The 22,276-nt window shown below is 39.5% G+C and carries 13 protein-coding genes and 1 pseudogene; 10 read left to right on the top strand and 4 right to left on the bottom strand.

The features are described 5' to 3' along the window. Window positions 1–81: 81 nt before the first annotated feature. From BACCOP_RS05100 to BACCOP_RS05080, 5 genes are all read left to right on the top strand, one after another. The gene (locus BACCOP_RS05100) at window positions 82–3,330 is read left to right on the top strand and encodes a SusC/RagA family TonB-linked outer membrane protein (RefSeq protein ID WP_007566998.1); all 3,249 of its coding nucleotides are present in this window, start codon (window positions 82–84) and stop codon (window positions 3,328–3,330) included. 20 nt (window positions 3,331–3,350) lie between these two features. Beyond that, on the top strand, window positions 3,351–5,306 hold the full coding sequence (locus tag BACCOP_RS05095; protein WP_040311841.1) for a RagB/SusD family nutrient uptake outer membrane protein: 1,956 nt from the start codon (window positions 3,351–3,353) through the stop codon (window positions 5,304–5,306). A gap of 27 nt (window positions 5,307–5,333) precedes the next feature. Continuing rightward, window positions 5,334–6,974, top strand: a complete 1,641-nt coding sequence (locus BACCOP_RS05090; protein ID WP_007566996.1) for a DUF5123 domain-containing protein — start codon at window positions 5,334–5,336, stop codon at window positions 6,972–6,974. Window positions 6,975–7,112: 138 nt separating this feature from the next. Continuing rightward, a complete protein-coding gene (locus BACCOP_RS05085; protein WP_040311840.1) occupies window positions 7,113–8,645 on the top strand; it encodes a pectate lyase family protein in 1,533 nt (510 codons plus the stop codon). Between the two features lie 10 nt (window positions 8,646–8,655). Further along, window positions 8,656–10,134, top strand: a complete 1,479-nt coding sequence (locus BACCOP_RS05080) for a hypothetical protein (protein WP_007566994.1) — start codon at window positions 8,656–8,658, stop codon at window positions 10,132–10,134. Between the two features lie 215 nt (window positions 10,135–10,349). Here the strand turns inward: BACCOP_RS05080 and BACCOP_RS05075 are convergent, their stop codons facing one another. Then, on the bottom strand, window positions 10,350–10,805 hold the full coding sequence (locus tag BACCOP_RS05075) for a cupin domain-containing protein (RefSeq protein ID WP_083779546.1): 456 nt from the start codon (window positions 10,803–10,805) through the stop codon (window positions 10,350–10,352). Between the two features lie 151 nt (window positions 10,806–10,956). Here BACCOP_RS05075 and BACCOP_RS05070 point away from each other — a divergent pair, with 151 nt between their 5' ends. The 4 genes and pseudogenes from BACCOP_RS05070 (at window position 10,957) to BACCOP_RS05060 (ending at window position 16,721) form a co-directional block, all read left to right on the top strand. Beyond that, window positions 10,957–12,582, top strand: a complete 1,626-nt coding sequence (locus tag BACCOP_RS05070) for a pectate lyase (RefSeq protein WP_007566991.1) — start codon at window positions 10,957–10,959, stop codon at window positions 12,580–12,582. Between the two features lie 207 nt (window positions 12,583–12,789). Further along, a pseudogene (gene pelA, locus BACCOP_RS20980) lies at window positions 12,790–13,833 on the top strand (pectate lyase); the annotation flags it as partial. 18 nt (window positions 13,834–13,851) lie between these two features. Then, complete coding sequence (locus tag BACCOP_RS20975) at window positions 13,852–14,988, top strand: dienelactone hydrolase family protein (RefSeq protein ID WP_040311839.1); 1,137 nt, start codon at window positions 13,852–13,854, stop codon at window positions 14,986–14,988. 8 nt (window positions 14,989–14,996) lie between these two features. Continuing rightward, entirely contained in the window at window positions 14,997–16,721 is a 1,725-nt protein-coding gene (locus tag BACCOP_RS05060; protein ID WP_007566987.1) for a pectinesterase family protein, read from the top strand. Between the two features lie 201 nt (window positions 16,722–16,922). Here BACCOP_RS05060 and BACCOP_RS19215 read toward each other — a convergent pair whose 3' ends face one another. Beyond that, a complete protein-coding gene (locus BACCOP_RS19215; RefSeq protein WP_007566984.1) occupies window positions 16,923–18,203 on the bottom strand; it encodes a TonB family protein in 1,281 nt (426 codons plus the stop codon). Window positions 18,204–18,374: 171 nt separating this feature from the next. Here BACCOP_RS19215 and BACCOP_RS05050 point away from each other — a divergent pair, with 171 nt between their 5' ends. Continuing rightward, entirely contained in the window at window positions 18,375–19,973 is a 1,599-nt protein-coding gene (locus tag BACCOP_RS05050; RefSeq protein WP_007566983.1) for an aspartate:alanine exchanger family transporter, read from the top strand. A 70-nt stretch (window positions 19,974–20,043) separates the two neighbouring features. On the opposite strand, the gene BACCOP_RS05045 is transcribed toward BACCOP_RS05050, so the two are convergent. Both BACCOP_RS05045 and fucO read right to left on the bottom strand, forming a co-directional pair. Then, complete coding sequence (locus BACCOP_RS05045) at window positions 20,044–20,946, bottom strand: AraC family transcriptional regulator (RefSeq protein WP_007566980.1); 903 nt, start codon at window positions 20,944–20,946, stop codon at window positions 20,044–20,046. 165 nt (window positions 20,947–21,111) lie between these two features. Next, on the bottom strand, window positions 21,112–22,266 hold the full coding sequence (fucO, locus tag BACCOP_RS05040) for a lactaldehyde reductase (protein ID WP_040311821.1): 1,155 nt from the start codon (window positions 22,264–22,266) through the stop codon (window positions 21,112–21,114). Between the last annotated feature and the right edge of the window lie 10 nt (window positions 22,267–22,276).

The raw sequence follows: 22,276 nt of genomic DNA, 5'->3' as shown, positions 1-22,276 counted from the left end.
ATCAAAATTTATACATAAAAAATGTGTGTTAAAGAGATATTTGCAAACTAATTTTTAATATTATCTTTAAACGCATTTTTTATGTATTATCAACAGAGAATAAGGAACGTTGTTTCTTTGCTCATCATGAGCATGCTTTGTCTTGCATCTTTTGCTCAGGGATTGCAGGTACAAGGTATTGTAAAGGACAAAAACGGTGAACCAATGATTGGTGTCAACGTTGTAGTGAAAGGTACTACTAATGGTACTATAACTGGTATAGATGGTGATTTCTCACTTAGCGGAGTGAAAAAGTCTGATGTCATTGCTTTTACTTACATTGGTTTTAAGAACAAGGAAGTAAAGTATGAAGGACAAAAACAACTGAATGTAATCTTGGAAGAAGATACAGAAACATTGGAAGAAGTTGTAGTTATCGGTTATGGTACGGTTAACAAGCGCGATTTGACAGGTTCTGTTGCCTCTGTCAGTGCTGAAGATATCGCTGCTGTTCCTGTTTCTAGTGCAACTGAAGCTTTGACTGGTAAATTGGCAGGTGTAAACATTACAACAACCGAAGGTTCACCTGATGCAGATGTGAAGATTCGTGTTCGTGGTGGTGGTTCTTTGTCTCAGGATAACTCTCCTTTATATATTGTTGATGGATTCCCTGTTTCAAGTATTAGTGATATTGCTCCATCTGAAATTCAAAGTATCGATGTTTTAAAGGATGCGTCTTCTACAGCAATTTATGGTGCTCGTGGTGCTAATGGTGTTATTATTGTAACTACTAAGAGTGGAACAGAAGGCAAAACCCAAGTTGATTTTGGTGCTTCTTTTGGTCTTAAGAAAGTTACAAAGTTGACAAAAGTACTTAGTCCTTATGATTATGTTGCTTATCAGCATGAATTAGGTTCTACTGATTATGGAAACTATTCTGATATGGATATCTGGAAGTCAGTTGAAGGATACGATTATCAGGATGATATTTTCGGACGTACCGGAAATCAGGCTCAGTATAATGTGAATGTAAGCGGTGGTAGCAAGCAGGTAAAATATAATGTAAGCTACGCTCATAATGATGAAAAGAGTATCATGTTGGGCTCTGGCTTCAATAAGAATAACATTAATGCTAAAATTAATGCAGAATTGAGTCAGTGGATGACATTGGACTTTAATGCTCGTATGAGCTACACTACTGTAGATGGTTTGAGTGGTGGTGCAGATACAAATGAATCGAGTGCAGCTAACTCAATTGTTGCGAATGCAGCTCGTTTCCGCCCTGTTGATCCTTTGACTTCAAACAGTGATGATGAAGAAAATAATACGTCTTCTCAGAAGAATCCGTTAGAACGTTTGCTTGCAACTTATAAAAAGAGAAATACATTTAATCAAAATTATAATGTTGGATTAAACTGGAAACCATTCAAGAACTGGACATTCCGTTCTGAATTTGGTTATGGCTGGAAGTATGATAATACAGATCAGGTTTGGGCTAGTGATGCTGTTCAGAATTCTAAATTGGGTTATAATGGACAACCACAGTCTGTTTTGACTCGTGATATCACTAAAAATTGGCGTAATGCTAATACCTTGACTTATGATAATAAGAAATTGTTTGACGGACGTGATAAACTGAATGTATTGCTGGGACATGAAGTAAGCAGCAGCCAGAAAACATCACTCGAGAATACTTCTGTTGCATTTCCTGGCACTATGACTATCGACGAAGTCTTGGCTAACATGGGAGCTGGTACAGCTTTGCCTACTCAGACAACAATTTCGGCTAAAGATAATATGTTGTCTTTCTTTGGACGAGTAAACTATACTTTAATGGATAAATATCTGTTAACGGTAACGGTACGTGCCGATGGTTCTAGTAAGTTTGCAAAAGGTAATCAGTGGGGAGTATTCCCTTCTGCTGCTTTGGCATGGCGTTTGTCTGATGAAGCATTCATGAAAGGCACTCAGGACTGGTTATCTAACCTGAAAGTTCGTTTAAGCTATGGTACAGCCGGTAATAACCGTATCAGTTCTGGCTTAATGTATACTACTTATACAATGGCTGGTAATACAGGTAAAGCTCCTTTCTTTGATGAAACTCGTGGAGCTATGCTGGAACATGGTTCTAACCTGTATAATCCAAACTTGAAATGGGAAACAACTATTACTCGTAACATCGGTTTCGACTATGGTTTCTTCAATAACCGCTTATCTGGATCGTTGGATTTTTATTGGAATACAACAAAAGATTTGTTGATGAAAACAGAGATTCCGTCGAATACCGGTTATAGCTACCAGTATCAGAACTTTGGTAAAACTTCTAATAAAGGTGTTGAATTGACATTAAATGCTGTATTGGCTGATAAGGCAAAGTGGGGATTGAACTTCAACTTTAATATTTCTTATAACCGTAACCGCATTGATGAACTGAGTACAGAAAATCCATGGCAGAGCAGTAACTGGTCGGGTAGTACTATTGCAAAATATGAAGACTATCGTGTAGAAGAGGGTGGTCGCTTAGGTGAGATCTGGGGATATAAAACAAACGGTTTCTATACAGCATACGATCCGGTGACAAATCCAAATGGTGAATTGGTTTTGAATGGTACTTCATGGGAATTGCGTGAAGGCATTAAAGATAATAGCTATTCTATGGCCGGTGGTAAGCCTTATCCTGGACAGTTGAAATATGAATGTGATGAAAACGGTAATCCTATTAAACAGAAATTGGGAAATACAGTTGCTCCGTTAACAGGTGGATTTGGTTTTGATGGATTTATTGGAAACTTTGATTTCAATATTTTCTTTAACTATTCTGTCGGAAATCAGATTGTGAACGGTACTAAATTAGCTAATTCATTCTGTGCAGGTTCTGCAAAGGGATATAACTTGGTTAATGATTTTGCTTTGGATAACCGCTATACTTGGATTGATCCTGAAACTGGTCTGAATTTGGGTAAGCCAAGTAGTTCAACAGTTGATTACTATGGTGGTGCCGAAGGATTGATTGCACGATTGAATGCTCTCAATACAGGAGCTAATATTTATAATCCTGCTGCTGTAACAGCAATGTATTTGAATGATTATGCAGTAGAAGATGCCTCTTTCTTGAGAGTCAATAATATTACTATCGGATATACATTCCCGAAGGCTTGGGTTAAGAAAGCTTTTATGCAGAATGTGCGTATTTATGTAACAGGTTATAATCTTTATTGTTTGACTAGCTATTCAGGTCCAGACCCAGAAGTAGATACAAGCAGTAAAAAGAATGCAATGACTCCGGGTATTGATTATGCAGCTTATCCGAAGAGCCGTTCATTTGTAGCCGGTATTAATGTAACATTCTAAATTCTAATATGATATTATTTATGAAAAATATAATTAAGTTATTAGCTTTAGCTGCGGGAGTTGCTGGTATGAGTTCTTGTTCTGATTTTCTGGAACAGACAGCTCCTTCCGAACTAAATGACAACACTGTATATAATTCTACTTATTATACAGGATTGCGTGTGAATAAAATTTATGGTGGATTGGCACAAGATCAGACTTATTCACAGTATATTCCTATTATTTGGGGGTTAAACTCAGATTGTGAATTAGTCGATGGTTTGGGTGCTGATGCCGACAATACAACCAGTGAGCGTGGTAATATGAACTATAATGCCAGCCCGTCTTGGGGTAACTTAGCAAAACTTTGGGATGCTATGTATGGTATTATAGAAGATGCAAACTTAACATTGGAGGGTATTAACTCTAGTTCATTGCTTACTTCTGGTGGATCAGAACGGAAAACAATGGAACGCTATAAAGGAGAAACTTTAGCTCTGCGTGCCATGATTTATTTTGATTTGGTTCGTTTCTTTGGTGATGTGCCACTGAAGTTAGAACCTTCACAGGCTGATTTAAGTAATGCTTATTTGCATAAGACAGACCGCGATGTTATTTTGGATACTTTAATGGTCGATTTAAAGAATGCTGTAGAGTTACTGCCTTGGGCAGATGAGGTATCGGGTTATACTACAGAGCATGCGACAAAGGGATATGCACATGCTTTGTTGGCGAATATTGCAATGACTCGTGCTGGATGGGTGATTCGTGAACAAGCAAAGGACGGATATGAAACTGCAGACTATACTGATCCTACTTATCCTACTCAGCGTCCGGATGCTGCAACTCGTACCAAACTTTATGAACTGGCTCTGTCACATTTAAGTGCTATTATAACTAATGGTACTCATAAATTGAATCCGTCTGTAGAAAATCAATGGTATTTGATTAACCAGCGTGAACTGGATAAGAACTACCATGAGAATATATTTGAGATGCCGATGGGACTTGGTGTTAGCAGTGAGTTAGGATATACCGTTGGTGTACGTGTTAACGGTGCTACAACCGAATATGGTGTAAAAGGTAATTCATCTGGTAAGATGAAATTGACAGCTCCATTCTTTTATTCATTCGATAAGAAAGACTTGCGCCGTGATATAACTTGTGCACAGGTACAGTTAGGTGCAGAAAATGGCGTAACGAAAGAATCGATGTTGGGCAATGCGCCATTTGGAATTTATGTTGGAAAATGGGATGTACGTAAGATGAATGAAGAATGGCGTCAGGCTGCTATTGCTACAGGAAATGCTAAGTGGATGTCTGGTATTAATGTAGTGAAGGCACGTTATCCTCAGGTTTTGTTGTGGTACGCTGAAGTTATGAATGAGTTGGCCGGTCCTGATGGTGATTATGAAGGATCAGCAGGATTGACTGCTCGTCAGGCATTAGCTATGGTACATACACGTGCTTTTGCTGATGCAGACAAGGCTGATGCTGAGAAATATATTGAAGCTATACCAGCTACTAAAGAAGCAATGTTTGATGCTATTGTTGATGAAAATGCATGGGAATTGGCTGGAGAAGGATTCCGTAAATTTGATTTGATTCGTTGGAATCTGTTGGCTGAAAAGATTCAGGAATTTAAGGATACTTATTATGATGAACTGATGAATGAATCTAATCCTAATTATTATCCGGAAAAGGTTTATTTCAACTATACAGATGAAACCAAAACTAAAATTGATATGTCGAGTGTTACTTGGTATGGTTTGCCAGAAGGAAAAGAATCATCTGACTATGATGATAATAAGTCATTCTATGGCGCTGAAAGAGAAGACTCTAAGCAGACACAATTACAAACTAACTGGCCTTCTATCTCAAGTGGCTTAGTTGGAGATAATGTACAGGTTAAGAACCGTTATTTATTGCCTGTTGGTTCTACTACTATTTCGGCTGCAAATGGTTATATCCATAACTCTTATGGATATTCAGATTAATTTAAATAATAAAATAGACATAAAGATATGAAGATGTTTAAATATATCATAGGTTCTGGAGCTTTTATGCTCCTGGCCTCTATCATCGGAACTGCATGTACTGATGGTAATGATTGGGATGTAGACAGCGCTCATGATCGTTTGTTCAGTGTGACTGCTTCAAAAATTTCTATTTCTGCACAACCGACATCTGCTGAGATTTCGTGGGGAACGGTTCCCGATGCAGAATATTATGTAATAGAATATAGTACAGATTCTTTGTATGATGAAATAGAGATTGGTGGTACGCAGCATTCTGTTGTTTTAGGTAAAGATAAATCTATCGTTGAAACTCCTTATGTTATTACTGGCTTACAAGGTGAAACAAAGTATTTTCTACGAATGAAATCAATGTCTTCGGTAAAGGCTGATTCAAAATGGACTTATTTGGAAAAATATTCTTTTAAAACAAGCGCTGAACAGATTTTGAATGAGGTTGCTTCTATTACAGGTGAAAGTGCTGTACTTTCTTGGACTGAAGGTGCTGAGGTTACTTCACTGAAGTTGGCTGAAGCAAAAGATGATGTCGAAGAGGTAGATACAACATATATCGAACTGGATGCTGCTGCAGTAGCTGCTTCGTCATATATTCTTACAGGACTAACTCCTAAAACAAAATATTCTGTATCTATTTATAATGGTGACGTAAAACGTGGTACAAGAACCTTTACTACTACCGAATCATATCCAGCTGGCTATGATATTGTAAATGTTTCTGATGCGGATATGTTGAATGATATATTTGCAAATCCAGCCAATTACATACAGGATAATGGAGGTAATGTCGTATTGGTATTTGCTAATGGCTCTACAACAGATTATATGGGTGAAAGTATGGAACTGACTATCCCTGCTGATTTCAAATCTGTTATTTTCTGGGGTGAATCAGGTGATACAAAACCAGTCTTTATGCCTAAAGGACTTTCTATGGCAGGTAGCCATGATTTGATTCGCTTCTATAATCTTGACTTGCAGAATACAAGCAGTGCAAATGATTATATTGTGAACTTTAATGTAGAAGGTACTGTTGGTGAGATATTAATCGACAATTGTAATATTAGTAAGACTCGTGGTGTAGTTCGCGTTCAGAGCGACGGAGCAAAGGGGTCTATAGGTTCTATTAATATTGATAACTGTGTATTGACAGATATTGGTTCGTATGGTGTATTGCAGACAAAAGTTTCTGGATTTACTCTTAACTCAGTAAGTTTGTCTAACTCTACAGTGAATACGCTTAGTGCTGGTGGAGTATTGGTTACTCAGCAGAATAATGTTCATATCTCTATTGATGCTTGTACATTCTATAATTGCGTTGCTACTGGCAAATCATTTATTGATATAAATAAAATGTCGAATGTAACTGTTGATGTAAAGAATACAATTATTGGTCAGTTGTATAGTTATACAGCAGAATCAACCATTAAGGCAACTAGTGTGAAAGGCATTGCTACTACAACCAACCTCTTTACAACTACCGATTGCCCGTATAACAGTGGATATGAGTGGGGGGAAATTCTGAGTGTATCTTCAACAGAATTATTTGTAAATCCTGCAGAAGGTGATTTCCATATACAGTCGGCTAGCCAAAGCAGTGTTGCTGGTGCTGGTGATCCACGTTGGAATGAATAAAACTCAGTTTGAGAATGTAAAATAGTTAATAAACAAGTCCATAGACAGGGGATTCCTCTGTCTGTGGACTTGTGTTTTATTTAGTTTGATATTTAGAACCTGAAAATCTACTATAGAAAGATGAATACTGTTGAATCCATGAAAAAATTGTGGCTGATAAATACCATGTTAGTAATCTTGGGAATATCTGCCTGTTCAGAACAGACTGAGCCACAAGCGAACGATGATAAAATACCAGAAGAGTCTTTACCTGTTTATCCTGCTCCCGATCGGACAACAATTCCGGCCTTTCCCGGAGCTGAAGGAGCTGGAAAGTTCACGACGGGTGGAGCTGAAGGTACCGTTTATGTGGTTACTTCCCTCAAAGATGATGGTTCTGAAGGAACATTACGTTGGGCTATTGAGAAATCCGGAAAGCGTACGGTTGTGTTTGCTGTGGGAGGAGTTATAGCTCTGACCAAACAGTTGGTTATAAAGAATGATGATATAACTATTGCCGGTCAGACAGCTCCAGGAGCAGGAATTTGTTTGAAGAATTATACACTGCGTGTCAATGCTAACAATGTTATCATTCGTTTTATCCGTTGTCGTATGGGAGATGGATGTAAAACGGAAGATGATTCGATGAATGGATATCAGTCGTCGTATCCTGGAAAGAAAAATATCATTATCGACCACTGCTCTATGAGTTGGAGTACAGACGAATGTGCTTCATTCTATGGAAATACAAATATGACAATGCAATGGTGTATTGTCAGCGAAAGTTTGACTAACTCTATTCATGTAAAGGGAGGTCACGGATATGGCGGTTTGTGGGGAGGCAGTCCTGCTACATTCCATCATAATTTATTGGCTCATCACAGTAATCGTACTCCACGTTTGTGTGGCAGCCGTTATTCCAATCGGGCAGATATGGAGCAAGTCGATCTATGCAACAATGTTATTTATAACTGGTCGAGTGAGGGGGCTTATGGGGCACAAGGTGGTTCCTATAATATAATGAATAACTACTATAAACCAGGTCCGATAGCTGCATCCAAGAAAGTACATTGCCGCTTCTTCACTGCTTATGTTGACGATGGCGCTAACAATCAGGCTGCAGGCGTATATGGTAAGTTTTATTTGTCGGGCAACTATATGGATACACGGAGCGATTTGTCGGAAAGTCAGTTAGCCGAAGCAGAAGCGGCAAATTCTGACAATACTTCATCTACAGCTTTTGTCGTGAAGAATAATGAGATTTCAGCTCAAAATATGCTGGTTGCAAAGCGTTTCGATATCCTTTCTGATTATTCTTTTATGCAGTCGGCTCAAGATGCATATGAAGATGTCCTGAAGTATGCCGGTGTATCTAACAAACGAGATCTCGTGGATACACGTATTGTAAATGAAACCCGTACTGGTACTTATTCACGAGAGGGATCTAATGGTAGTAGCTATGGTTTTATTGATACGCAGAAAGATGCTGAAGGATGGGATGAATACGTTGAGGTACATTCTTCCGAAGTAGATTCCGATGGAGATGGTATGCCTGATATCTGGGAAGAACAGAACGGATTGAATCCGGCAGATAAATCAGATGCAGTAAAATATAACTTAAGTAAGGATTATACAAATCTGGAGATTTATATAAATAGTTTGGTTGAAGGTTTATATCCAACTTTAAAATAGAATGTGTTGTATGAAAAAGATATTGACTGGTACACTTTGCGGCTTGCTATTGATGGGGCCGGTATCGTTACTGGCTCAGAGCTTGAAATCATATCCGGTACCTGATCGTTCTGAAGTTCCTGCATTTCCGGGTGCTGATGGAGCAGGAAAGTATACTACAGGTGGTGCTGGAGGTCAGGTGCTGATTGTAACATCTTTAAAAGATGACGGAACAGAAGGAACATTACGTTGGGCTATCCGTAAGAAAGGTCCTCGTACGATTGTTTTTGCCGTCAGTGGTATTATAGAACTTGAATCTCCGCTGAAGATAAGTAATGGCGATGTGACTATTGCCGGGCAGACAGCTCCGGGTGATGGTATCTGTTTGAAAAATTATACTTTTGGTATTCAGGCAGATAATGTTATTGTCCGTTTTATCCGTTCACGTATGGGAGCAGATATCAAGCAAAAGGGCGATGATGCGATGAACGGTTTCAAGAATCATCGTAATATTATTATCGACCATTGTTCCATGAGCTGGAGTACAGACGAGTGCGCTACCTTTTACGATAACAGTAATTTTACGCTTCAATGGTGTATTATTAGTGAGAGTCTGGCCAATTCCATACACGAGAAAGGAGCTCATGGATATGGAGGCATATGGGGAGGACAGGGAGCTTCATTCCATCATAATCTGTTAGCTCATCATACTAACCGTACTCCTCGTTTATGTGGCAGCCGCTATACAGGGAAGCCGGATGAGGAAAAGGTAGAACTGTTTAATAATGTGATTTACAATTATGGTAGTGATGGAGCTTATGCCGGTGAAGGAGGAAGTTATAATTTTCTGAATAATTATTATAAGCCTGGTCCTTATACTGCAACAAAATCCTCTTATAAACGTTTGTTCACTGCTTATCCGGATGATGGAAAAAATAATAATGTGAAGGGAGTACATGGAGTCTTTTATTTCAATGGAAACTATATTGATCCGACTTGTGCTAGTCTAAGCGAAAAGCAACGTCAGGCAATAATGAAAGTAAATAAGAATAATTCCGATGGTTTAGTTATCAAAAATGACTTTGCTCCGCAGAGGGAATTATTGGTCGATACTTCCTTTAAGATAGCTGAGCATACTTCATTGCAGTCAACATGGGACGCTTTTGAATCTGTTTTGCAATTTGCCGGCGCTTCTTATAAAAGAGATTCTTATGATACAAGAATTGTAGCAGAAACAAGAAAAGGGAATTATACTTATCAAGGCAGTCACGGTAGTACCAATGGGATGATTGATCAGCCTTCTGATGTCGGAGGGTGGCCTGAATACCGGACAGAAAAAGCTCCGGCGGATACAGATAGAGATGGTATGCCGGATGACTGGGAAAAAGCGCATGGTTTAAATCCAAATAATGGATCCGATGCTAAAAACTATAATTTAAGTCCTGATTATACAAATCTGGAAATTTATTTGAATAGTTTAGTACAACATTTGTTTCCGGATTCGAAATAATGTTCTTTTTCAAATCTCCTGATTAAGTTACATTTTTGTTAAACCGTTCATTACAAGTTGTATCTTCCGAAGAAGATCATTTGGCGTAGAATACAAAATCAGCCAATTAATTCAGAATAACGAATTAATTGGCTGATTTTATATTATTAAGTTTATATCCTATAACTTATTTACCGCTGCATTTTTAATGCCTGATTTTGGGTGTCAGATTAAGACTATTTTTGTAAGAATGTTTCACGCATCGGAGAGAAGCAGTCAATTAATAATCCGGGTTCCAGACATTTACATCCATGTTTTACATCAGGCTCCATATAAAGCGCATCTCCTGCTGATACAACTTTTGTTTCACCATTGATAGTAAATTCAAATTTTCCGCTTGCAACATAGGTCACTTGAGTATGATAATGAGTGTGGGCAGCCCCTACAGCTCCTTTCTCGAATTTAACTTTTACCATCATAACCTGACCGTTGTATCCCATAATTTGTCTGGTTACACCTTTATCACTGGTTTGTTCCCATTCTGTCTGGTTTTCGAACATGAATGGCTTGCTGCAAGTTTTGTTACAAGAAACCTTAGAATCCTTTTCTGTACTGTTGTTTGTGTTGGCTGCATTACAGGTTAACCCCAGTAATGAGAAGGCAAATATGCCTGAGAATAAAATTTTTTTCATCATTGTGTTTTTTATATAGAACTGTCACAAATATAGTGATATTTGTTGCAAAAGAAAATTCTTTTCTGACATAAATTCAGTATTCTGAATATTCTTAAATCTGTTATTTTTTTTATTTTTGCATAAATACGAATCTTAAATAAAATAAACGATGAAACACATGCTGAAGCCTGTTTGTATTAAAGTAGGCTTGACTCTTTTTGCTGGTGCTTGTCTTTGTGGGGAAATTCAGGCACATTCTTTGAATGGTGAGAAAGAGGATATTTTAAACACGATGAAATCTGCAACCCGTTACATGATGGACAGTGTAAGTTATCGGGGAGGCTTTGTCTGGAATTATTTGCCCGATTTGTCGCGCTCGTGGGGAGAAATGGAGGCGAAAAGGACAATGGTCTGGATTCAACCTCCCGGAACTCCGAGTGTTGGTCATTTGTTATTGGATGCCTATCACGCTACTGGTGATGAGTTTTACTATGAAGCAGCCGAAAAAGTTGCTAATGTCTTAATATGGGGGCAACTTGAATGTGGGGGATGGAATTACGTATTTGACTTTGCTGGAGAGAACTCCTTGAAGGAGTGGTATGAAACAGTAGGAAAAAGTGGCTGGCGTCTGGAAGAGTTCCGACATTATTATGGTAATGCTACTTACGATGATTTGGGCACTATTTCTGCTGCTAAGTTTTTATTACGTATGTATGTAGAGAAAAATGATCCTGCATATAAAGTTCCGCTAGAAAAAGTTATTCATTTTATTTTAGAAAGTCAGTATCCTGTCGGAGGCTGGCCACAGCGTTATCCGTTGCGATACGATCATCCTTTTGAAGGTAAGGAGGACTATTCTTCTTTTATAACTTTAAACGATGATGTAACACCGGAAATTATTGATTTCCTGATTCAATGCTATCAGGCTATGGGGCTTCAGAATATAAAGGAGCCTATTATGCGGGCAATGTACCTTACGATAACTCTTCAGCAAGGAGAGCCTTATGCAGGATGGGCAGATCAGTATACGGTGACCGACTTAAAGCCTGCCCATGCTCGTTCTTATGAGCCACGCAGTGTAAATACGGGTACTACTGTCGGTATGATTTATCAGATGATGGAATATTATAAGCTGACAGCTGATACTCGTTTCCTTTCGGGGATACCTGCTGCTATTAAGTTTCTTGAATCTCAAAAATTACCTGAAACAGAAGTCCGTAAATGGCATCGTAAATCAGACAATCCCGATGAAATCTTAGTACCTCGGTTTATTGATCCTGATACGGGAAAACCATTGTATGTGCATCGGAAGGGAGGTAATATTTATAATGGTAAGTATTATATAGATCAGAATATAGAAAATACAATTGCCCATTATAGTTCTGCTACTTTTGTTAATCCTGAACAGTTGAGAAAGGATTTCGATGAAGTGAAAAAGATTGATAAAAATAAGTTGCTTTCCCAATCACCTTTATTATCAGATGAATTGTGTCCGTTACCGAAATATTATACACATTGTCCTCGCCTTGTAACAGAGAAAGAAATCAGTAATCTGATGGCTCAGGTAAAAAAACAAGGTTACTGGCTTTCTGATCTGCCTTCAACTTCTCATCCATATCGTTGTGGGTGGACTCCTGATTTATCAGGTAAGGAAGATTATAGCAGGAAGATGGTGGGGGATGATTTTGATACTTCTCCTTATCCTTGTACAGATGGACAACAATGCATTTCTGTTGCTGCGTATATTAAAAATATGATGGCGCTTATTGCAGCTTTGGAAGGAAATGTGAAGTGACTGGGAGGCAGATAGAAAGAGGCTGTTGTATGCTGCCTGAGAGTATACCATTTGGATATTTTAGTCTGTTAACGGAGAAAATATGTTTGAATGTATTATATGTGGAGATTTTGGTTAAATAATAACCACATTAGAACAATTATTACCTTTCTCCACCTCTCATTTTGCTTATTTTTGGAAACAAATCAATCTTAATGTAAACATGCCATGAAAAAAAAATATTATTTAATGAGTTTGCTGCTGGGAGTGGGCAGTTATGCAATGTCGCAGACAGTTCCTTCTATGAGTGCATTACATGATGGAATCCACCATTGGAATCTGGAGCATAAAGAACGGAACTATAAACGCTATTCGCCTGAGCAGTATACGAAGATTGCTGATAATTTTGTTGCTTATCAGAATGAGGATGGAGGATGGCCCAAAAATATTGACTGGATGGCAGAGCTTCCTGCCGATTCTGTCTTGAATACTTTGTCGGATTATCATCGCCGTAGTACGCTTGATAACCGGAATACTTATTCTCAGATAGAATATCTGGCACAAGTTTATACGCTGACCAAAGCAACGAAGTACAAGAACGCTGTACTCGATGGGCTGGAATATCTGTTGAAAACTCAGAAAAAAAACGGAGGCTGGCGTGGATGGGATGTAGATGCTATTACCTTTAACGATGAGGTTACTACCGGAGTATTACGTTTGTTTTTGCATATCAACGAAGGTGATTTGAATTTTTCCTGGCTGGACGATACGATGCGCAAAAGAATCTGTCAGGCTTTTAATAAGGGTATTGATATGATTTTGCGAGCACAATATGTACAGAATGGAGTTAAGACCGTTTGGGGGCAACAGCATGACAATAATACATTGCTTCCGACCAATGCACGTACTTTCGAACTGGCCTCTCTGACAGCTGGTGAAAGCTGCGATGTAGTTCGATTGCTGATGGAAATACCTCATCCTTCTGATGAAGTGGTTGAGTCTGTCAAAGCAGCTATGGCTTGGTTTGAGAGAGTTGCGATAACAGGTATGCGTGTAGAAAAGGTAGCTATTCCTGAAGATAAAGCTGCCAATCATGAATATCCTTACGACTTGGTTGTCGTGAAGGATAAGAAGGCTCCCCGTATCTGGTCACGTTTTTATGAGATGAGCGATAATACTCCGTTTATGTGTAACCGTGATGGCATTAAAGTATATAAGCTTTCGGATGTAAAACTAGAACGTCGTGTTGGATATGCCTGGTATACATATGCTCCAGAGAAATTATTTAAGTTGTATAAAGAATGGCTTAAAAAAGTAGAAGCAGAAAAGGCTTACACGGGTTATGAAGTACAAAATGATATGCCTCTGTTTTATGAGCAGTTGAAAAAAAGTCTGACTTATCCGATGGCATGGGGAAATGCTCCTGAAAAGGATTTCGGCAAATGGCGTGAGCAGGCACGTGAGAAACTGCTGGAGTGCATACAGCCGGCTCCCCCAGTTGCTCCTTACGATATGAAGGTTATAGCTACAGAAAAGCGCAAAGGTTATGAGGCTCAAAAAATTGTTTTCAATGTTTCAGAATATTCTCGTGTGCCGGCTTACCTGCTGGTTCCGGAAGGTAAAGGACCATTTCCTGCTGTTCTGCTTTTGCATGATCATGGAGCACATTTTACTATTGGAAAAGAAAAAATGGTACGTCCGTTTGGAGTCTCAGAAATTGTGATGAAGGATGCTGATAACTGGGCTGTAGGTTGTTACGACGGACAATATGTAGGCGATTATCTGGCAGAGAACGGATACGTTGTATTGGCTCTCGATGCTTTGTTCTGGGGAGAACGCGGTCGGAAAGAGTATGCACGTTACGATTCTCAGCAGGCTTTGTCTGCCAATTTGTTACAAATGGGAATGTCGTGGGGAGGTCTGATAGCCTGGGATGATATCCGTAGTGCGGAGTTCTTGGCTTCTTTGCCACAGGTAGATAAAGAAAAAGTGGCGACTATGGGATTTTCTATGGGAGCTCACCGTGCCTGGATGACAATGGCTGCTACTGATGCTGTGAAGGCAGGAGCTGCTGTCTGCTGGATGAATACTACGGACAGTTTGATGACTATGACAAACAATCAGAACAAAGGTGGTTCTGCTTATGCAATGCTGGTTCCTAATATCCGCCGATATATGGATTATCCTCATGTGGCATCTATTGCTTGCCCTAAGCCGATGTTGTTTACTAACGGCAAGAAAGATAAATTGTTCCCGGTAGAAGGTGTAGAGGCTGCTTACGATACTATGCGGAAAGTATGGGATAGCCAGGGAGCCGGTGAACACTTGCAGACCAAATTATACGACTTGCCTCATTTTTGCAGTAAAGAAATACAGAAGGCGATTCTGGATTTCTTCAATAAAGAATTAAATGTAAAACAGAAATAAAAAAGGAGATGAGAAAAATTCAGTTAGTATTAGTAGCGCTGATTGTCTTGATTTTATCAGCATTTAAAGCTGATCATGTGATAACAATCTATATGATTGGCGATTCTACTATGTCGAATAAACCGTTGGAAGGTAATAATCAGGAACGGGGATGGGGACATGTCTTGGGAAGTTTCTTTACCGAAGATGTCCGTGTGGAGAATCATGCGATGAACGGTCGAAGCTCGAAAAGTTTTATCGATGAAGGACGTTGGAAAACTGTTGTCAACAAGATTCGTCCGGGCGATTATGTGTTCATACAGTTCGGACATAATGATGAAAAACCTCAGCCGGAACGTCATACAGATCCGGGAACTACCTTCGATGAGAATTTACGGAAATTTGTTCGTGAAACACGTGCCAAAGGAGGAATTCCTGTGTTGTTTAATTCTATCGTGCGTCGGAATTTTGGTGTAAATCCAGATGCTGTGGCAGCCGATGATATTCGTCCGGAAAAGGATGAGGCTGTAGTAGAAGGAGATACACTGATTGATACTCACGGAAAATATCTGGAATCTCCGCGGAATGTCGCTAAGGAAATGGATGTCTGCTTTATTGACCTGAATCAGGCTACTAAGAAACTGGTAGAATCTTATGGGGTTGAAGGATCGAAAAAACTATTTATGTGGATTCCTGCTGACACCTATGCTGCTTGTCCGAAGGGACGTCAGGATAATACTCACCTGAATATATATGGTGCGCGTAAAGTTGCGGCACTGGCTGCCGAAGCTGTTCAGAAACAGTTACCGGAGTTAGGTAAATATGTCCGTTTTTACGATTATGTAGTGGCAAAGGATGGTAGTGGTGACTTCTTTACAGTACAGGAGGCTATCAATGCTGTTCCCGATTTTCGAAAAAATAAGCGTACAACGATTCTGGTTCGTAAAGGAGAATATAAAGAACGAGTGATTATTCCTGAGTCAAAGATTAATATTTCTCTGATAGGAGAAGATGGAGCAGTATTGACAGACGACGCTTATGCTTCGAAGAAAAATTGTTTCGGAGAGGAAATGTCTACTTCCGGTTCATCTACCGTATATATCTATGCTCCTGATTTTTATGCCGAAAATATTACATTTGCCAATACGGCCGGAAGAGTAGGGCAGGCTGTTGCTTGTTTTGTAGACGGTGACCGTGCTTATTTTAAGAACTGCCGTTTCCTGGGAAATCAGGATACACTTTATACGTATGGAAAAGACAGTCGTCAGTATTATGAAGGATGCTATATCGAAGGAACAGTCGACTTTATCTTTGGATGGTCTACTGCTTTGTTTAAAGACTGTACTATTCACAGTGTAGGAAATGGTTATGTTACAGCTCCTTCTACTGATAAAGGGAAAAAGTATGGTTATGTATTCTGGAATTGTCGTCTGACAGGAGCCGATGAGGCAAAAGAAGTTTATCTGTCACGCCCGTGGCGCCCTTATGCACAAGCAGTGTTCATTCAATGTGAATTGGGTAAGCATATTTTACCTGCCGGATGGAATAACTGGGGAAAGAAGTCGAATGAATCTACTGTCTTTTATGCGGAGTATCAGAATAAGGGGGAAGGAGCAGATACTTCTGCACGTGTACCGTACGCTAAACAGTTGAAAGACGTTTCTGCTTATCAGCCGGAAGAGGTGTTGAAAGGTGAAGATGGCTGGAATCCAGTGGCTAACGGTAATGTTTTGCTTTCTAACTTGAAGCGATAAAAATGTATTTTTTCTTTTCTAAAAAACATGGTGATGATTGAATAAACTTTTCACCATGTTTTCTTAAAAACATCGAGATGTTTTTTTATTTTCTGTACGAATTTTCTAGTGGTCTTACAGGAAAAAATAACACGGATTTATGCAGGCTTCTCTTGAGAGAAAGTAGCATAAATCCGTGTCTGTTTATATTGTAATTTAATTTTAATCTTTTATACCGAATAACCAGCGGAAGAAGCGTACAAATATGTTTCTTTTCTTAGGTTTATCGGCCGGCTGGTCGGTTGTTGGTTGTGCTGCTATCGAATCGTTGGATACAACAAGCGAGTCGTTCAATACAGTCAGACTATCTGGTCGGAGTAATAGGCTGTCGCCTCTCTGTAACAGTGAGTCGGGTTTGATTCGTAATGAGTCCTTTAATAAGGAATCGCCTGGTAATACAATCTTTTTCAATGAGTCTGTAGCCAGTGAATCTGTACCAAGACTGTCTTTCGGTGCGGCAATTGTGTCAGTTGCAAGTGGCGTTTTCTTAGGAGCCGGCTTCGGACGTTCTATCTTGAATTGTACCGGAACCGAATATTTGCAGCGTACTCGCATGCCATGTTCACGAGCAGGTATCCAGTTAGGCATATTACGTATTGCAGTCAGGGCAGCCGAGTCCATATCAGCTCGCAGACTACGTACAACCGTAGGTGAGGTGATTCGTCCGTCTTTTTCTACAACAAACTGTACGGCTACTACTCCTTCAAGATTTTCTTTTTTTGCTTGTGGCGGATAAACCAGTTTTCGTTTCAGATAATTGACAAACGCTTTCATACCTCCGGGGTATTCAGGCATTTCCTCTACGACAGAATAAATACGGGTAGAGTTCTTGCGATACATGATGACTGTATATGGTTCATCAGGATGCTGGAGGAAAGTGGTAATGTTCAGCGAACGGTTTTCCATTCTTTCCGCCCGAATAGTAATAGGGTGATTATAGTCGGCTTCTATGCGGAACAGACCGATTTCATCACTCAACACCTTTCGTCCGGTTCCTTGTATACTGATGATAGCTCCCTGAATGGGCTTTTGAGACGAGTCTTTAACAAATCCTTCTATTGTGACCGTTTTGTTGTTTTGTTTAAATGAGGCAATATCTTCCTGACTGTCAAGATAAATGGTTTTACTTGTTTCTGTTTCTTTCAGGACAAAAGAAGTTGCTGCTTTTGTTTCATCTCCCGGAAAATAAATATTTGCAAGGCGGTTGTATGACTTGTCTATTTTGTATTGAAATGTAATCACACCTTGTTCGTTCGACAGATATTTGTCGCTCCGTCCGTTTATTTTCAGTATCATTCCGACCTGCGGTTCGCCGCTTGTTTTCAGAATTGTGATACGAAATTCCGTTTCTTTATCTTCTTCTCCATGTACATTTTGAGGAAGAATAAATGTGAAACATAACAGAAAAGTGACAAAAGCGTATATTCTTTTAGTAAAATCCATAATAAGTTATCTAAATGAAAACGGTTGCAAAGCTACAAGTATTCTGCTGCATTTCAAAGTTTATCGGCTAAATAAATAGATAGGGCAAGGGGCTAACTGTCTGTTTTATTTGTAAATATGCCGGAAAGTCGTATATTTGTGCTTTAATCACACCTTTATACTTAATGAATTATGTTAATCGATTTACTTCAGTCATCTTACTTTTCTGTTTTTCTTATTGTAGCTTTGGGGTTCATGTTGGGGCGCATCAAGATAGCGGGGCTGTCACTTGATGTTTCTGCCGTTATTTTCATAGCTCTGGCTTTCGGCCATTGGGGGGTGAGTATTCCTAAAGAATTAGGTAACTTTGGATTGGTTCTGTTCATTTTTACTATCGGTATTCAGGCGGGGCCCGGTTTTTTTCATTCATTCCGGAGTAAAGGAAAAACACTTATTCTGATTACTTTACTTATCGTAGCTTCTGCTTGCCTTACGGGAGTGGGACTAAAATATTTGTTTGGCATTGATACACCGAGCTTGGTGGGATTGATAGCCGGCGCATTGACCAGTACACCGGGACTTGCTGTTGCTATCGACAGCACACAGTCGCCCTTGGCATCTATTGCCTATGGTATTGCTTATCCGTTTGGAGTTATTGGCGTGATTTTGTTTGTCAAGCTTTTGCCGAAAATGCTTCATGTTGATTTGGAACAGGAGGCACGCCGTTTGGAGAAAGAACGCCGGAGCCAGTTTCCGGAGCTTGGTACTTGTTTGTTTAAAGTGACCAATCCAACAGCAATAGGCCGTACACTGATGCAGCTGAATATCCGTGTAATGACAGGAGCTGTTATTTCTCGTCTGAAGCGAGGTGAAGAAATTATTATACCTAAAGCACATACCATGCTGGAAGAGGGAGATTATGTGCAAGCTGTAGGAAGTGAAGATTCGTTGAACAATCTTGCGCTGATGTTAGGTACGCGTGAAGAAGGTGAATTACCGTTAACTCATACACAGAGCATCGAATCATTGCTTCTGACAAAAAAGGATATGGTAGGCAAGCAACTTTGTGACTTGAATTTACAACGTAATTTTGGATGTACAGTAACTCGTGTACGCCGAAGTGGTATTGACTTGTCACCTTCTCCTGATTTGGAATTGAGATTTGGTGATAAACTGATGATAGTGGGCGAAAAAGAAGGTATTCAGGCTGTAGCCCGCTTGATTGGAAATGATGTGAAGAAACTTTCGGATACCGATTTCTTCCCTATTGCAATGGGTATTGTATTAGGAGTATTGTTTGGTAAGCTGAATATATCTTTCGGAGGAGGAGTTTCTTTTTCTCCGGGACTGACGGGAGGTATTTTGATGATGGCTCTTTTCTTGAGTGCTATTGGAAAGACAGGACCTATTATCTGGTCAATGTCCGGACCGGCTAATCAGTTATTACGTCAGCTTGGTCTTTTGCTTTTCCTGGCAGAAGTTGGAACCTCGGCAGGTAAGACGCTGGTGTCAACTTTTCAGGAGAGTGGTTTTTTGCTTTTCGGGGTAGGAGCAGCTATTACACTTGTGCCGATGTTGCTTGCAGCCCTTGTTGGAAGACTGGTATTTAAGATTAGTATGCTCGATTTACTGGGAACTATTACCGGTGGTATGACCAGTACCCCGGGATTAGCAGCAGCCGATTCGATGACCGACAGTAACATACCGGGAGTTGCCTATGCTACGGTTTATCCGATTGCCATGGTATTCCTTATTTTATTTATACAAGTAATAGCCCTGGCAGTACTTTAATTAAAAGAAAGATGTGTATTCACCTCACGGACTGGAGATTTTTTCCTCAGTTTGTGAGGTGAAATAATATTTATTCGTCTTTACCGAATGAACGATATTCCAGAGGAGTCAGTCCTGTATTTTTCTTAAACAGGTTAGAGAAATGTTCGGTAGATGTATATCCTATCATAAAACAGATTTCTTTTACCGGATAGGAAGTATTTATCAATATTTGTTTGGCTTTTCGCAGTTTAAGTTCCTGAAAATATTTAGCAGGAGAATATCCGGTATATTTTTTGAATGTTTTTCGGAACCATGAATAACTGATATTCAGTTTCTCTGCAAGTTCTTCGGGATCTATTTCCTTACATACATTCTCATTCATTATAATTTTTGCCTGTTCCATTTTTTCGGCAACATTGTCTTTTTCAAATTCTTTGTTTTTTGAAATGGAAAATATCATGCCGATGATGTGCAGCAATATACCCGAAAGGTATTGCTGTGAAGCACTTTTATCTGCTTCTGCTACATCTAAAGCCTGTGAAAAAAGCGTTACCAGTTCTTCATTGAGTCCTATATCCAGTACCTGATCTTCTTTTGACAGGAATCCGTTTCTAACAAACTGGTCGATAAAGCTTCCTTCGAATCCGATGTAATATTCGTTCCATCCGGTTTGTACATCCGGGCTATACGTATGCCATTGTCCAGGAAATAGTACAATCAGGTTTCCTTTTCCAATATTTCGTTCTGGAGTGCCATCGGAGGCGAATGTTCCTTTTCCTTTTGTAATATAAAGTAATTGGTATTCGCGTAAGATACGTCCTTTTTTTGCATTAAACAGATAACCGGAAGGATGATCTTTTATTGGATAAGGAGAATTAGGACGTATAGCTTGTACTCCTACTGTATTGATATATAGCCCAAATTTACGGTCTGTATCATTGACTATCAGATATTTGAATTCAACTCCTAAATCATTGTATGATCTTGCCATATGTGTTTTTTCATAATAAAGTTATGGAAGCAAAAATAATGATTTAAAATAAAACAGCAATCTGGATAAGGTAGATTTTATTTGTGAGAAATCGTCTGTTTTGAAGGTTATAAAAGAGGATGACTTAGTTAATAAATCATCCTCTAGATAAATAGTGCTTTTATATTAATATGCTTTGTGATATAGTGCTTCGATCTCAGCGATTGAAGTCGGGCGGGGATTACCACCTGTGCAGACATCATTGAAAGCATCAATGGCAAGTTGGTGTAAGTCTTCTTCACGAACACCTATTTCGTGCAGTTTTTGTGGTATGTTAATACTTACTGACAGATCCCGTACAGCTTGTATAGCAGCCTTTACACCTTCTGCTTCTGTCATCCCTTCGGTATTTACTCCCATCGCTTTGGCGATGTGTATATATTTAGGGGCAGCAGGAGATTCTGCATTATATTCCATTACATACGGAAGCAGTAGGGCATTTGCAACTCCATGAGGGGTATCATAATGTGCTCCCAGCGGATGTGCCATAGAGTGAACGATACCTAATCCTACGTTGCTGAATCCCATTCCGGCAATGTATTGTGCCTGTGACATAGCTTCTCGTGCTACTGTATCGTTTCCGTTGTCAACAGCTGCTTTCAGGTTTGCTGCAATCATTTCGATGGCTTTCAGCTCGAACATATCCGACATTGCCCATGCTCCGGGAGTAATATAACTTTCAATAGCATGTGTCAGGGCATCCATTCCAGTTGCAGCAGTCAGACCTTTCGGCATGGAGTACATCAGTTCCGGATCGACAATAGCAACGGCCGGAATATCATTGGGATCTACGCATACCATTTTCTTGGTAGCATCTTCATCAATAATCACATAGTTGATAGTGACTTCGGCTGCTGTACCTGCTGTTGTAGGTAATGCAAAAGTTGGAACGGCTTTCTGCTTGGTATCTGCTACGCCTTCCAGTGAGCGTACGTCGGCAAAGTCAGGATTGTTGACTACGATACCGATCCCTTTTGCTGTATCGATAGAAGAACCTCCTCCCAGTGCAACGATGAAGTCGGCTCCTGAAGCTTGATAAGCCTTTACCCCATTCTGTACATTGGCAATGGTTGGGTTGGCTTTTACATCACTGTATACCTCGTAGGGGATATCGTTTTTTTCGAAAACTTCGATAACCTTGTCTGCTACCTTAAAGCGAATCAAATCTTTGTCGGTGACGAAAAATGCTTTTTTAAAACCTCTGCGTTTGGCTTCTATGGCAATACTCTCACGGCAACCTGCTCCGAAGTAAGAGGTTTCGTTTAATATCATTCTATGCATAGTTGTTCTT

Origin of the sequence: Phocaeicola coprocola DSM 17136 (genome assembly GCF_000154845.1) — a bacterium.
Taxonomy (GTDB): domain Bacteria; phylum Bacteroidota; class Bacteroidia; order Bacteroidales; family Bacteroidaceae; genus Phocaeicola; species Phocaeicola coprocola.
This window is presented reverse-complemented; position numbering and strand designations above follow the sequence as displayed.

Coding starts and splice junctions, on each gene's coding strand:
- BACCOP_RS05100 (WP_007566998.1), top strand. CDS start 82: ATGTATTATCAACAGAGAATAAGGAACGTTGTTTCTTTGCTCATCATG.
- BACCOP_RS05095 (WP_040311841.1), top strand. CDS start 3,351: ATGAAAAATATAATTAAGTTATTAGCTTTAGCTGCGGGAGTTGCTGGT.
- BACCOP_RS05090 (WP_007566996.1), top strand. CDS start 5,334: ATGAAGATGTTTAAATATATCATAGGTTCTGGAGCTTTTATGCTCCTG.
- BACCOP_RS05085 (WP_040311840.1), top strand. CDS start 7,113: ATGAAAAAATTGTGGCTGATAAATACCATGTTAGTAATCTTGGGAATA.
- BACCOP_RS05080 (WP_007566994.1), top strand. CDS start 8,656: ATGAAAAAGATATTGACTGGTACACTTTGCGGCTTGCTATTGATGGGG.
- BACCOP_RS05075 (WP_083779546.1), bottom strand. CDS start 10,805: ATGAAAAAAATTTTATTCTCAGGCATATTTGCCTTCTCATTACTGGGG.
- BACCOP_RS05070 (WP_007566991.1), top strand. CDS start 10,957: ATGAAACACATGCTGAAGCCTGTTTGTATTAAAGTAGGCTTGACTCTT.
- BACCOP_RS05060 (WP_007566987.1), top strand. CDS start 14,997: ATGAGAAAAATTCAGTTAGTATTAGTAGCGCTGATTGTCTTGATTTTA.
- BACCOP_RS19215 (WP_007566984.1), bottom strand. CDS start 18,203: ATGGATTTTACTAAAAGAATATACGCTTTTGTCACTTTTCTGTTATGT.
- BACCOP_RS05050 (WP_007566983.1), top strand. CDS start 18,375: ATGTTAATCGATTTACTTCAGTCATCTTACTTTTCTGTTTTTCTTATT.
- BACCOP_RS05045 (WP_007566980.1), bottom strand. CDS start 20,946: ATGGCAAGATCATACAATGATTTAGGAGTTGAATTCAAATATCTGATA.
- fucO (WP_040311821.1), bottom strand. CDS start 22,266: ATGCATAGAATGATATTAAACGAAACCTCTTACTTCGGAGCAGGTTGC.